Here is a 14,695-nt window from a genome sequence, read left to right on the forward strand (position 1 = left end):
CTTAGTACAGTGAAGTCTTGTTGTCTTCGATATATTTAGTATCAAGACGACCAAACATTTTGTAGTAACACCATGAGGTGTAAGCCAAGATTACAGGTACCATAACAAATGCTACTACTGTCATAATCTGTAATGTGTATTCAGATGATGTTGCATCCCAAATAGTCAAACTTACATTTGGATTTAAGCTTGATGGCATAATGAATGGGAATGTTGCAAAACCAAACGTTAACACCACACCTAAAACCGTTAAGCTTGAGAACAAGAAAGCAAAGCCTGCACGTTCAGCGCGAGAACATAACGCTGTTAGTAAAGGCATAACGACAGCAATGATTGGAGCAATCCACAATACTGGGTAGTTATGGTAGTTAATGAATAACGCACCCACTTGACGAACAACGTCTTTCGTTAATGGATCTGATGCTACATTTGGTAATACTTGAGATGTAATCACATAACCATTAATGCCTTGAGAGACAAAACCAGCAATGATAAACACAACAGCCATTAATATTGCAGAGATTGCTGCAACATTACGCGCACGCGCATGGATAGCATCCGTTGTTTTCATTTGTAGGAAAGTTGCACCTTGAGTAATAACCATCAATAGGCTAACAACACCACAAAGTAAGGCAAACGGATTCAATAAACCAAAGAATGACCCAGTATACGTCGTCATCATAAATTCGTTTATTTCAAACGGTACACCTTGCATTAAGTTACCAAAAGCCACACCAAAAATAACTGGCGGTACAAAGCTACCAACAAAGATTGCTTTATCCCATAAGCCACGCCATTTTGGATCAGTCAGCTTAGAACGGTAATCAAAACCTAACGGACGTAACCAAAGAGAGGCTAATGTTAAAATCATTGCAACGTAAAAACCAGAGAATACCGTTGCGTAAACTAATGGCCATGCTGCAAATAACGCACCACCCGCGGTGATCAACCAAACTTGGTTACCATCCCAGTGCGGTGCAATTGAGTTAATCATTACACGACGTTCGTTATCTGTCTTACCAATAATTGGTGACAGCATACCGACGCCCATATCAAAACCATCTGTGATTGCAAAACCGATGCACAATACACCAATTAGTACCCACCAAATGATTCGCAAGCTTTCATAATCAAACATTATTCTGTTTCTCCCTGCTTACACTTCAACCTGACGTGAAACCACATCTTGTGCTGTATCTTTTTGCTCAAAATGATAACGACCTGTTTTCAAGCTACTTGGACCTAAACGTGCAAACTTAAGCATCAAGTACACTTCAGCAATCAAGAACAGAGTATATAGTCCGAAAATTGCAGCTAGCGAGAACCATAATTGTGATGGTTCAAGATTTGATGCGGCCATATGTACTGGTAGAATTTCACCAACAGCCCATGGTTGACGACCATACTCGGCAACAAACCAACCCGCTTCAATTGCAATCCAAGGTAATGGAATACCAAACAATGCAGCTTTAAGTACCCACTTGTTACCTGTGATTTTATGACGGCAAGACTGTACAAATGCAGCACCAATAATGGCAAACATTAGGAAGCCTGCACCCACCATGATACGGAAGCTAAAGAATAGCGGCCATACACGTGGAATTGAGTCATCAACAGCTTTTTGAATTTGCTCTGGTGTCGCATCAACAACTTTATCAGTGTACGGCTTCAATAATAAGCCATAACCTAAGTCACCTTTTACTTCATTGAAAGCTGCAACATTTGCTGGTGTTCTTTCACCTGAACGTAATTTCTCAAGTAAACCATATGCCACCATACCGTTACGAATACGTACCGCATGTTGCTTCTTAAGATCACGAATACCCATTACTTGAGTATCAAGTGAACGCGTTGCAATAATACCCATTAGATATGGAATCTTAATTGCGTAATCTGTTTCCATTGTTTCTTGATTCGGGAAACCAAACGCGGTGAAGGCTGCCGGTGCGGGTTCAGTGTGCCATTCAGCTTCAATTGCTGCTAATTTTGTTTTCTGAACATCACCTAGTTCATAACCTGATTCATCACCCAAAATCATTACTGAAACGATTGATGCAAGACCAAAAGCAGCAGCAATTGCAAATGAACGACGAGCAAAGGCAATATCACGCCCTTTAAGCATGTAGTATGAACTTACGCCAAGAATAAACATCGCACCACAAACATAGCCAGAAGCTACGGTATGAACGAATTTAACTTGAGCAACAGGGTTAAAGATAACTTCTGCAAAGCTCACCATTTCCATACGCATGGTTTCATAGTTGAAATCCGCGCCTACAGGGTTTTGCATCCAACCATTAGCGATTAGGATCCACAATGCAGAGAAGTTAGATGCTAATGCAACTAACCATGTCACTGTAAGGTGTTGACGTTTTGATAGACGATCCCAGCCAAAAAAGAACATACCGACTAGAGTGGATTCAAGGAAAAACGCCATCAGGGCTTCGATAGCCAAAGGCGCACCGAAAATATCACCAACATAATGAGAGTAATAAGCCCAGTTTGTACCAAACTGGAATTCCATGGATAGGCCTGTAGCCACACCCAATGCAAAGTTAATCGCGAAAAGCTTACCCCAGAACTTTGTCATGTCCTTATAGATTTGCTTGCCTGTCATAACATAAACTGACTCCATAATGGCAAGTAAAAAAGCCATACCTAGAGTCAGGGGAACGAACAAAAAGTGATACATCGCAGTAAATGCGAACTGTAACCGCGATAGTTCGACGACATCAGTGAACATTGATAACTCCTTTTTTCACCAGCTGACTGGCGCAGTACTACACAGTGTACCGATTATTGGGCTTAGCCAATCGTAGATAACAAACCGCAATATTGGTGATATTTCTGATCGCATTTATCGTATTGATAATAACGGCCATCTTATTTGTTGCAGCTTTGTATCAAAAATATTGTTTTACTGTTATTATTCTACAGCTAATAAAGTCAAGGCTAATATTACAGATATCAGCAATAATCTTCAAAGTATTTATTAATAGTTTTGCTTTGATATTTATCAAATAAAATATCACCGCAAGATATCGACAGCACCAAGTATGATCTACATCAATAAATAATGCATTTTTTTGGCGCTATGCCACAAATTACAATGTTTATATTTTTAATATCTATCTTTAATACTGTCATATCACAATATAATCTATTCCTATTCCTTCATAACCACCCACTGCTTTACTGTAATTTGATTGTTCAACAAATCTAAGAAAAGTATTATGAAACAAAGTTTTGCAGAATTCCACTGACGCATAAATACATTCGTAGAAAACATTACAAAAATAAGGTGATTATAATAATTCCATAATAAAAACTTACAATTTATAAATAAAAAACCATATAGAACAAAATGTTACTTGTCCCATTGATAGCCGTTATTCATCATTATTTTCTTAGTCGATCATTTTGGATTAAATAGATTTTGATTATGAGTAAATATTTTTCAGGTATTGTTGTTTTTTAATACCAATATATAGCTTTTTAAAATAAAAATGCCCTACTCATTTTCTATTTAAAGTAATAACACCGTTATTAAATAGTAATCAATGTTATTTTTAATAACATTCTTGTTGAACGTTTTTTATTACTTGTTTATTAGAAATATCATCCATAAAATCGAGATATAAAAAAACGAGACATTAATAGTCTCGTTTTTTATACATTCATTATCTTTCTTCTTATTTTTTCTTGGGTATATCAAGCCCAAAATGTAAATAAGCACGCTGAGTTGCAATACGTCCACGAGGAGTGCGCTGTAAAAAACCTTGCTGGATTAAATAAGGTTCAAGCACATCTTCAATAGTGTCTTTTTCTTCACCAATTGCAGCGGCTAAGTTATCAAGTCCAACGGGTCCCCCCATAAATTTCTCAATAATCGCCATCAATAATTTGCGATCCATATAGTCAAAGCCACTACTATCAACATCAAGCATATCAAGGGCTTTATTGGCTATATCAGGGCAAATATGACCATCACTTTTGACTTCTGCGTAATCACGCACACGACGTAATAAACGGTTAGCAATACGCGGAGTACCACGAGCACGCATTGCCATTTCCATCGCGCCGCCATCATCAAGTGATAAACCAAGGTAACTCGCACTTCGTGAGACGATATCTTTTAGATCTTCAACTTTGTAATATTCTAATCGCTGAGTTATACCGAAACGATCCCGTAATGGTGATGTTAGCGATCCCGCCCGCGTTGTTGCACCGATTAAAGTAAAAGGTGGTAAATCAATTTTAATCGACCGCGCTGCAGGGCCTTCGCCAATCATGATATCTAATTGGTAATCTTCCATTGCTGGATAAAGTATTTCTTCAACCTGTGGGCTTAAACGATGGATTTCATCAATAAATAGCACATCATTTTCTTCAAGGTTGGTTAATAGCGCGGCTAAATCACCGGCTTTTTCAAGCACAGGTCCAGATGTGGTACGAATACTCACTCCCATCTCATTAGCAACAATATTCGCTAAGGTCGTTTTACCTAAACCTGGAGGACCAAAAATCAATAAGTGGTCAAGCGCTTCATTTCGCAATCTTGCGGCTTGAATAAAGATTTCCATTTGATCACGGACATGATCCTGACCTTGATAATCATTCAGTAACTTAGGACGAATAGCACGATCAATAATGTCGTCTTCGCGCGGTGTCTCGAAATTACTCGAAACCAGTCTATCGGCTTCAATCATAATAAATACCTATTACAGAATGTGTGATCACACCATTGAACGTAATGCATCACGAATCATCGCTTCACTGGTCATTTCAGGTTGTGCAACTTGAGCCACAACTTTCGCTGCAACTTGTGGTTTATATCCTAAAGCAATCAATGCACTAACAGCTTCATCTTCAGCGCGAGCTTGATTTGATGGGTTCTGAATTGCAGCATTGGATGCGGCAGTATCAAGAGCCGGCGTAAAGAGATCCCCTTCGCCCCATCCTTTGAGACGATCTTTCATCTCAACCACTAATCGTTCAGCAGTTTTCTTACCCACACCTGGAATTTTAACCAATGTCGATACATCTTCTAATTCAACACTGCGCACAAATTGGCTGGCGGTCATGGCTGATAAAATCGCTAAGCCTAATTTAGGGCCAACACCATTGGCTTTAATAACCTCGCGGAATAATTCGCGCTCACTTTTTTTATTAAAGCCATACAATAATTGGGCATCTTCACGCACGACAAAGTGAGTAAAAATAATCGCTTCTTGGCCTAACTCAGGTAACTCATAGAAACAGCTCATTGGCATAGAAACTTCATAACCAATACCGCTCACTTCAAGTAATACTTCTGGGGGCTGTTTTTCAATCACAATTCCGCGTAGTCGGCCAATCACAACATCATCTCTATAATAGGAAGTAAACTGGCACTAGAATAGTAAACTACTGGATCAATATCCAGCCCTTTATGCATGTCATCATCAAACAACACGCCATCTTATTACTATAAAAATAACCAACCCAATAAAAAAGCAGCCACAGCTGCTTTTTATGACCACAATTACCTAACCACAATATTCATTGCAATGTGAATAAATTAACGGTATCGACCACGGCGAGCGCTGGTTGCTTTACCGGCCATCGCGATTAGCGTTTTATGAGTATGCGCATGACATATAGCAATAGCTAAAGCATCGGCGGCATCGGCTTGCGGTGTCCCATCAAGTTTAAGTACCGAACACACCATGTGTTGTACCTGAACTTTATCTGCGCCACCATTACCTACGACAGCTTGTTTTATTAATCGCGCAGCATATTCACTTACAGGAAGATCAGCATTCACCGCCGCCACAATCGCACTGCCACGGGCTTGTCCAAGCTTAATGGCAGAGCTGGCATTCTTACCCATAAACACTTGTTCAATCGCAAAACAGTCGGGTTGAAATTGAGTAATAACCTCAGAAACCCCTGCGTAAATCTGTTTTAATCGGCCAGGAATATCAGGGCATGATGTACGAATACAGCCGCTACCTAAATATTCTAGCTTACGACCAACTTGTCGAATAACCCCGTATCCCGTAATACGCGAACCCGGGTCAATACCTAAAATGACAGACATGAATCCAATATTACCATTTGCTTAATACACCAATAGTTTATTGCAGTTAGTTATCTCAGCAGCTGATATATAAACAATGACTCAGCACTCATATTGATAACTCTGTATAAACATTGGTATAAACATAAAAATAAGCCGACCACTTATTGCTAAGGGTCGGCCTGTTATTAACTATCGTTAATGAGATTAATAATAGTTAAGTTAATCAAATTAAGTAATTTAACTTACTTATTCTTGATCAATTTTCTTTTTTGCAATATTAACCGCAATTGAAAGTTCTTCCAATGAAGCTGGATTTGCTAGGCTTGGCGCGTCTGTTAATAGACATGCCGCTGCGGTTGTTTTAGGGAATGCAATAACATCACGAATGTTATCAGTACCACAAAGTAGCATTACCAAACGGTCAAGACCAAATGCAAGACCTGCGTGTGGTGGTGTACCAAACTGTAGTGCATCAAGTAAGAAACCAAACTTCAAACGTTGCTCTTCAGTTGAGATACCTAGAATATCAAACACTGTCGATTGCATTGCTGAGTTGTGAATACGAACTGAACCGCCACCAACTTCGTAACCATTAATAACCATATCGTATGCATTAGATAATGCATCAGCAGGGTTAGCCGCTAATTCTTCTGGTGTTAGGTTTAATGGAGAAGTAAATGGGTGGTGCATTGCAGACAATGAACCATCTTCATTTTCTTCAAACATTGGGAAATCAACAACCCAAAGTGGTTTCCATGCAGACTTATCAGTTAGCGCTAGATCTTCACCCAGTTTAAGACGAAGTGCACCCATCGCTTCTGTAACAACACGCTTGCTATCAGCACCAAATAGAATAATATCGCCAGATTCTGCTTGAGTACGCTCAAGTAAGTTCTCAACAATTTCTGCGTTTAGGAACTTAGCTACTGGAGATTGAACACCCTCAATACCTGCAGCACGATCGTTAACCTTCATCCATGCTAAGCCCTTAGCACCGTAAATACCTACAAACTTAGTGTATTCATCAATTTGCTTACGACTTAGAGATGCGCCACCCGGAACACGGATAACAGCAACGCGACCTTTAGGATCATTTGCTGGTGCTGAGAATACTTGGAACTCAACATCTTTAACAATATCCGCAACATCGACTAACTCTAGAGGGTTACGTAGATCTGGCTTATCAGAGCCAAAACGACGAGCGGCTTCTTCAAATGACATAACAGGGAATGCGCCAAGATCTACATTTAGTAGCTCTTTCCACATTTCTGTGATCATTTTTTCAGTTGTCGCACGTACTTGATCCGCTGACATGAACGATGTTTCGATATCGATTTGAGTAAATTCAGGCTGACGATCAGCACGTAAATCTTCATCACGGAAACATTTAACGATTTGGTAGTAACGGTCAAAACCAGACATCATCAACAATTGCTTAAATAGCTGTGGTGATTGTGGTAATGCGTAGAATTTACCTTTATGTACACGACTTGGTACTAAGTAATCACGCGCACCTTCTGGTGTTGCTTTAGTTAGTACTGGAGTTTCAATATCTAAGAAAGCATTATCATCAAGGAAACGACGAACAAAGCTTGATGCTTTAGCTCGTAGCTTGATGCGGTCGCTCATTTCTGGACGACGAAGATCTAAATAACGGTATTTTAGACGTTGTTCTTCTGAGTTCTTTTGGTTGAAGTCTAGAGGTAACGCTTCTGAACGGTTGATGATCTCAAGGCCAGTTGCATAAATTTCAACTTCACCTGTAGCCATGTCTTTATTACATTGGCTTTCAGGACGCTCACGCACTTCACCCGTTAGACGAATACAAAACTCGTTACGTAATTGGTTTGCTAGTCCGAAGATCTCTGTCATATCAGGATCAATAACAACCTGAACCACACCTTCGCGATCACGCATATCAATAAAGATAAGACCGCCCAAATCACGGCGACGGTTAACCCAACCGCATAAATCTACTGTTTGTCCTGCAAGGGACTTATTTAGGTGTCCACAATAATGGGTGCGCATAAGAAATTCCCAATCTATCTGTATTAGCATGTTCGTACTCGAGTCACAGCTCACTGCTAGCCCAAGTACAACTGGTTCAATCCCGACCGCTTGCTGTCTAATTTACGCATAAAATTGGATAGCAAGCAGGCCAAGAGGCAAAAATAACAAGCTATTATACCCAAACAGCCTCAGTTTGCGAAGTGAACAGCACGTTTATTCGCATGATCTACCGCCAATCAAAAATGGAATCGTAATTAATTCTTTTTCAGTCATGGTTATTTAGGCTTTTTAGGATGAGTTACGCTAAAATCCTAAAGTCTTATATCAATGGCGTGGACTTCAGATGACATTAACCGCAGCTAAAGTACAACCACTTCGAATAGGCTTAGCACAATGGTCGCATAATCACTGGATTCATAGTTTATATGGTAAAGGCTGCAAAAGTGGTGAGCGCTTAGCTCGTTATGCTGATGTATTTTCAACAGTAGAAGGCAATACCACATTTTATGCTATACCGAGTATGGCAACAGTACAAAAATGGCATGATGCAACGCCGCATGATTTTCGATTTACGTTTAAACTACCGCAAACCATTACTCATCAACAACAATTACGCCATTGTGATCAAGCCGTCGCTGATTTTTTAAAAACAATGTATGTCTTAGCACCCAAAACGGCTATTTGGAAAATTCAACTTCCAGCTCAATTTGGACCTGATTCCCTGCCTATTTTGGCACAATTTTTAGCCAAATTCCCAAGCCATCTAACAACAGGGGTTGAAGTTCGACACCCAGATTTTTTTGCCAAAGGCTCAGCCGAACAAGCGTTGAACCGCTTGTTAATTGAACACCGTAGCAATCGTATTATTATGGATAGTCGGCCGCTTTTTTCTGCAACACCCACCTCTGAGGTAATTATAGATGCGCAACGAAAAAAGCCCCATGTGCCGGTTCATGCTATCGCCACTGCAAACAACCCTGTTATCCGTTTTATTGGTCATCCCAATGATAGCAACAATGACCCTTTCTTTAAAAATTGGCTCCAACGACTACCGTTATGGATAGCCGAAGGAAAACAACCGTATTTATTTATCCATTCACCCGATAATAATGCAGCACCAGAATCAGCACTACGCTTATATCAACGCTTACAAAACCAATTATGCTCGACGGTCTGCTTACCCGATTTAGGTATACCAATCCATCAACAGTCACAGCAACAAATTACACTGCTATAGCTATTAGCTAACTGTGATGATTATTTTTGAGCAACGATATGATATTGATGAAAAATCTTTTCACTGATAGCTACCATTACTTTGTTAAGCTCAGGCAGTGTTTTAAGTTTTGAATTGGCAATAAAAATACCAATAAACACAGGTTGATGATCTTTATTCCATACCATTGCGGTTAACGTGCGAGATCCATTGACACCACCGCCACTACGATCTGCAATATTCCATCCTTGGGGAAGCACAGCACGCGCTAACCCATCAGAGACCATATTATTCGTCATCCATAATTGTAATTGCGCTTTATTTTCAGCATTAAGCACATTGCCAATTAATAATTTTTTGACGGTATTCATCATTGCGATAGGCGTTGTCGTATCATTTTTAGCCCCTTTCTCAACATAATTTAGCTTCGGCTCAAAGTGATCAAGTCGCGTATTATTATCACCAATCGTACGTAAAAAAGTCGTTAAACCTTGAGGGCCACCAATCAGCTCTAACGCTAAATTCGCCGCATAATTATCACTCATTAACATTGCAGCACCACACACACTTTGCAGTGACATTTGGCCACCAACAAAATTTTGCGTAATCGGATTCCAATTAATTAATCCCGCTTTTGTAACATCAATCTTCTGAGTCAAACTTAATGTATTTTGTTGCACGTCATATAACACATTCGCGCAAGCTAATGTTTTAAATACACTCATCATTGGGAAACGCTCAGAACCATTAAAATTCCATTGCGTGTTATTCTGAGTATCTATCACAGCAACACCAATTTGCCCCTGAATCTGCTGTTCAGTATCACGTAAATACTGTTCCAAATTAGCTGCTGATGACGCATATGAAAATAAGGCTAATAAGCTAAACACCCAACATCGTTTCATTTTAGATCCATTAAAGTAATAAAAACCGCTGAATTCTAAAGAATAAATTTATCAATAACAATCGGTCATTCACGAACCATTAACATTGTTTTTTATAAAGACCTACAATCAATTGATCGCAATTTATAAAAGAATACCTCTCCAGATTCGCACTTAAAATTACATCCATCAAATAAATCATTAACACCACTAACCGCCACTCATTCAACAATTGTTAAAGACAAATGATGCTATTTTATCTACAATACGCGACCTTTCAAAGGTGATGGATCACCTGATAGAGCGCTTTAAACCAGCCACTATCGTAGTCCCTGTAGGATACCTGTTCTTTATATATGATGAGGTTCGTGAGAATGGCAAGCCACGATAATATTTTTTCTACGCCAATTGCAAAACTGGGTGACTTTACGTTTGATGAACGTGTCGCTGAAGTTTTCCCAGACATGATTCAACGTTCAGTACCCGGCTATAGTAATATCATTTCTGCTATTGGCATGCTTGCTGAACGTTTTGCTAAGCCGCATTCGAAAGTATACGATCTTGGTTGTTCACTTGGTGCTGCCACTTTATCGATGCGTCGTCATATTGATCAGGAAGGCTGTGAAATTATCGCGATTGATAATTCAGCTGCAATGGTTGAGCGTTGCCGTTTATTAGTGAATGCCTACCGTTCTGAAACCCCCGTACAAGTTATTGAAGCAGATATTCGTCACGTTGATATTCAAGATGCTTCCGTTGTCGTGCTTAACTTTACTCTCCAATTTCTATCTCCCGAAGATCGTCTCGCATTATTAGAGAAAATCTATGCTGGTCTACGCCCTGGCGGTATATTGATCTTATCGGAAAAATATATATTTGATGATGAACGCGCCAATGAGTTGCTGATCGATCTTCATCACGACTTTAAACGAGCCAATGGTTATAGCGAATTAGAAATTAGCCAAAAACGTAGTGCTATTGAAAATGTAATGCGTCCAGATAGTATTGAAACGCACAAACAACGTTTTAATAATATCGGTTTTTCTAGCTCTGAAGTATGGTTCCAATGCTTCAATTTTGGCTCAATGTTTGCGATTAAATAAGGTTTATAGTTCCAATATGTTTAGTTTTTCTGCTTTTTATCAACTTCTTGCTCAACATGAGACCTTGCGTCCATGGTTAAATACTCTGCCGCAACAATTAAGTGATTGGGAACAACAAGAACATGGTGATATGGCTCGTTGGGCACGTGCACTGCAAAAATTCCCTACTGATAAGCCTGATGTTATTGATCTTAAAAATGACGTTAGCCTACGCAATGAGACCCCAATTGCTGACGGTGAGAAAAAACGTTTAGAAAGTCTATTACGTTTACTTCACCCGTGGCGTAAAGGCCCTTTCACTGTTCATGATATCCACATTGATACTGAATGGCGTTCTGACTGGAAATGGGATCGTGTACTACCACATATCACACCACTAAAAGGCCGCAGTGTATTAGATGTTGGTTGTGGTAATGGTTATCACATGTGGCGCATGCTAGGTGAAGGGGCAAAATTAACTGTTGGTATTGATCCTTCAAGCTTATTTTTGATCCAATTTGAAGCCATTAAACGCTTAATGGGTCAAGATGAGCGCGCGTATTTATTACCATTAGGTATTGAGCAATTACCTGAGCTAAAAGCGTTTGATACCGTGTTTAGCATGGGAGTGTTATATCACCGTCGTTCGCCTCTTGATCATATCCTCCAATTGAAAAATCAATTACGTGCCGGTGGTGAAGTTATTTTAGAGACTCTGGTCATTGATGGCGATGAAAATACTGTCCTTGTACCGACACACCGTTATGCACAAATGCATAATGTCTACTTTTTCCCCTCTGCCAAGGCATTAAAAGTGTGGATGGAAAAATGTGGCTTCGTTGATGTTCGTATTGTTGATGAGAATATCACTACTACAGACGAACAAAGATCAACCAATTGGATGACTAATAATTCCTTACCAGAATATTTAAATCAAGATGATAGTTCAAAAACTATCGAAGGATATCCAGCCCCAAGACGTGCAATCTTAGTCGGTAGGAATCCTGACTAACGACTGACAAAAGGGATGCTGTGCGCATCCCTTTTTTGATGTAAACTAATGTTGTTATTATATAAAACAGACGCACATAGGAGATATGATGCTTCGTCTTAGCGTATCATTAATTGCACTAGCGATACTTTCAGGATGTACCTCAAACGCAACGCTAGAGAAAAACCACCAACAAACTTTAGCCGCTCTCAATAATGTCGAAACCCACCTTGATAGCAAAATCAATAACGTTTCTACACATGTTGAAAACCAACAACAATATATTGGCCAACTTGAAAGAAAATTAGCATCTATCTCAAAAGATATAAAATTTCTTAAGCATAAGAGCCTAACTCAGCCTAAAGTCATTGTTGAAAAACAAATTATTCGTGTTCCAGTTGAACAGCCTGTTACTGACTCTAAGACTGCTAACGGTAAAGTGATTTTAGGACAAGAAGAATGGGTTTGGATTGACTCTGTTAAAAGCCATTTTAAAGCCCGTGTAGATACAGGTGCGACAACATCATCACTTAATGCGGTTGATGTACAAACATTTGAACGCGATGGTAAAGAGTGGGTACGTTTTAATTTAAGCCATGACTCTGCAATCGACACACCCGCTGAAATTGCAGCGAATGACAAAGCGAAACCAGAAACCATTGAAGCGCCTATTTTCCGTTGGGTACGTATTCGTCAGTCAACGTCTGAAGAAGCAGTGCGTCGTCCAGTGATCGAAGCATGGATTACATTAGGTAGCTTGCACGAAAAAACACAGTTTACATTAGCTGATAGAACAAAGATGGATTTCCCAGTTCTACTTGGGCGGGAATTCTTTAAAGATATTGCATTGGTTGATGTAGGTAAACAATTTGTACAAGGAAAGACTGAGCCAAAGCCAGTCCAAGTTAACAAATAAATCAAGAGGCTGTCATGACGTCTAGAATACCCTTTTATATACTGATATCCCTGCTGATAATTTCAGGTATTGGATTAAGCGTGTATCGCCATGATGTTTATGGTGTTCCATGGACTCCTGGAAAAGAACGCGCGGTATGGGAAGTAGAGGCACGAGTGCAATTTGATGCAATCGGCGATCCCGTACAAGTAAAAATGTCAGCACCAGGAACACAACAAGGCTTTACTCTTATTGATGAAAGCACTTCGTCACCCCCTAATTATTCTGTTGTGATCCACAATACTAAAGACGGTCGTGAAGCTGATTGGGCAACACGTACAGCAATTGGTAAACAAGTGTTGTATTACAAAACACAATTATTGGTTGATGATCACGCACGCTATAAACCAGTGCCACCCAAAGGTGAACCAGCTGAAGTTAGTTTAAGTAATCCACAACAAACAGCAGCAACAGCACTGTTAACTCAGGCGCGCAATTTATCTGCTGATGATGTGACATTAGCCCGTGAATTAATTCGCGAATTACATGATAAACAGAATCAAAATGCTGCCGTATTACTTGATACAATGTCACCAGCTGATGTTGTTACAAGCCTATTGTCACTTGAAGGTATTCACTCTCGCATTGTTAGTGGATTAACGCTTGAAGATGGTCGTCGTCGTCAAAGCGTATCACCGATGGTTGAAGTGTGGGATAAGCAACAAAAAAACTGGCAGTTATTTAATCTCACAACTGGCGAGCAAGGCAAACCTGAAAATGTGATGATTTGGAACCAACAAGGTAATGCATTACTTGACGTTGTTGGTGGTCGTAACTCAAATATCAGTTTCTCTATTATTGCTCAAGACATTACGCCACAACGTGCAACGCAAGAGAAAATTAAAGTTGAAGATCTTTTAAACTTCTCAATTCATAGTTTGCCTCTTGAAGAACAAGCAATGTTTAAAACCATCATGTTAGTGCCTATTGGTGCGTTAATTGTGGTGTTCTTGCGAATCATTGTGGGGCTAAAAACATCAGGTACATTCATGCCAGTGTTAATTGCGGTTGCCTTTGTGCAAACTCAGCTCTTAACTGGTATTGTCGGTTTCCTATTGATTGTCGGTACAGGTTTGATCATTCGAAGTTATCTATCGAAACTCAACCTACTTCTGGTCGCTCGAATATCCGCGGTGATAATTACTGTAATATTGATCATTTCAATATTCACCGTGGTGGCATTTAAGATTGGCTTGATTGAAGGTCTAACAATCACCTTCTTCCCAATGATCATTTTGTCATGGACAATCGAACGTATGTCGATTCTATGGGAAGAAGAAGGTGCGAAAGAAGTGTTTATTCAAGGTGGTGGTTCACTATTAACATCAGTGTTAATTTACCTCGCAATGACAACACCAATCATACGTCACCTAACGTTTAACTTCATTGGTGTTCAGTTTATTATCCTTGCAGCTATCTTAATTTTAGGTAACTACACCGGTTATCGCTTAAGTGAGCTTCGTCGCTTTAAGCCACTGACCGAGGACTAATAT

12 protein-coding genes are annotated in these 14,695 nt (G+C 39.6%); 5 read left to right on the forward strand and 7 right to left on the reverse strand.

Translation table 11 applies throughout. The annotated features are described in order from the left end of the window. Position 1 precedes the first annotated feature (1 nt). The 6 genes from cydB to aspS form a co-directional block, all read right to left on the reverse strand. The gene (cydB, locus tag CZ809_RS07435) at positions 2-1,138 is read right to left on the reverse strand and encodes a cytochrome d ubiquinol oxidase subunit II (RefSeq protein ID WP_080156794.1); all 1,137 of its coding nucleotides are present in this window, start codon (positions 1,136-1,138) and stop codon (positions 2-4) included. A gap of 18 nt (positions 1,139-1,156) precedes the next feature. Beyond that, complete coding sequence (cydA, locus tag CZ809_RS07440; protein WP_080156795.1) at positions 1,157-2,743, reverse strand: cytochrome ubiquinol oxidase subunit I; 1,587 nt, start codon at positions 2,741-2,743, stop codon at positions 1,157-1,159. Positions 2,744-3,692: 949 nt separating this feature from the next. Continuing rightward, a complete protein-coding gene (gene ruvB, locus CZ809_RS07445) occupies positions 3,693-4,709 on the reverse strand; it encodes a Holliday junction branch migration DNA helicase RuvB (protein ID WP_080156796.1) in 1,017 nt (338 codons plus the stop codon). 27 nt (positions 4,710-4,736) lie between these two features. Then, on the reverse strand, positions 4,737-5,360 hold the full coding sequence (ruvA, locus tag CZ809_RS07450) for a Holliday junction branch migration protein RuvA (RefSeq protein ID WP_080156797.1): 624 nt from the start codon (positions 5,358-5,360) through the stop codon (positions 4,737-4,739). A gap of 200 nt (positions 5,361-5,560) precedes the next feature. Next, positions 5,561-6,082: a crossover junction endodeoxyribonuclease RuvC gene (gene ruvC / locus CZ809_RS07455; protein WP_080156798.1), complete on the reverse strand. Its 522-nt coding sequence runs from the start codon at positions 6,080-6,082 to the stop codon at positions 5,561-5,563. A gap of 228 nt (positions 6,083-6,310) precedes the next feature. Next, the gene (gene aspS / locus CZ809_RS07460) at positions 6,311-8,092 is read right to left on the reverse strand and encodes an aspartate--tRNA ligase (RefSeq protein WP_080156799.1); all 1,782 of its coding nucleotides are present in this window, start codon (positions 8,090-8,092) and stop codon (positions 6,311-6,313) included. Positions 8,093-8,417: 325 nt separating this feature from the next. Here aspS and CZ809_RS07465 point away from each other — a divergent pair, with 325 nt between their 5' ends. After that, positions 8,418-9,311: a DUF72 domain-containing protein gene (locus tag CZ809_RS07465; protein WP_080156800.1), complete on the forward strand. Its 894-nt coding sequence runs from the start codon at positions 8,418-8,420 to the stop codon at positions 9,309-9,311. Positions 9,312-9,331: 20 nt separating this feature from the next. Here the strand turns inward: CZ809_RS07465 and bla are convergent, their stop codons facing one another. Next, the gene (gene bla / locus CZ809_RS07470) at positions 9,332-10,195 is read right to left on the reverse strand and encodes a class A beta-lactamase (protein ID WP_080156801.1); all 864 of its coding nucleotides are present in this window, start codon (positions 10,193-10,195) and stop codon (positions 9,332-9,334) included. 353 nt (positions 10,196-10,548) lie between these two features. Between bla and cmoA the strand changes: the two genes are divergently transcribed. From cmoA to CZ809_RS07490, 4 genes are all read left to right on the forward strand, one after another. Continuing rightward, positions 10,549-11,277 (forward strand): carboxy-S-adenosyl-L-methionine synthase CmoA, encoded by a 729-nt coding sequence (cmoA, locus tag CZ809_RS07475; protein ID WP_080156802.1) that lies wholly within the window; start codon positions 10,549-10,551, stop codon positions 11,275-11,277. Positions 11,278-11,293: 16 nt separating this feature from the next. After that, positions 11,294-12,268 (forward strand): tRNA 5-methoxyuridine(34)/uridine 5-oxyacetic acid(34) synthase CmoB, encoded by a 975-nt coding sequence (gene cmoB / locus CZ809_RS07480; protein WP_080156803.1) that lies wholly within the window; start codon positions 11,294-11,296, stop codon positions 12,266-12,268. Between the two features lie 88 nt (positions 12,269-12,356). Next, positions 12,357-13,163, forward strand: coding sequence for an ATP-dependent zinc protease family protein (locus tag CZ809_RS07485; RefSeq protein WP_080156804.1), 807 nt, complete (start codon positions 12,357-12,359; stop codon positions 13,161-13,163). A 14-nt stretch (positions 13,164-13,177) separates the two neighbouring features. Continuing rightward, entirely contained in the window at positions 13,178-14,692 is a 1,515-nt protein-coding gene (locus tag CZ809_RS07490; RefSeq protein ID WP_080156805.1) for an inactive transglutaminase family protein, read from the forward strand. The last annotated feature ends 3 nt before the right edge of the window (positions 14,693-14,695 follow it).

Source organism: Photobacterium piscicola, from assembly GCF_900166965.1.
Taxonomy (GTDB): domain Bacteria; phylum Pseudomonadota; class Gammaproteobacteria; order Enterobacterales; family Vibrionaceae; genus Photobacterium; species Photobacterium piscicola.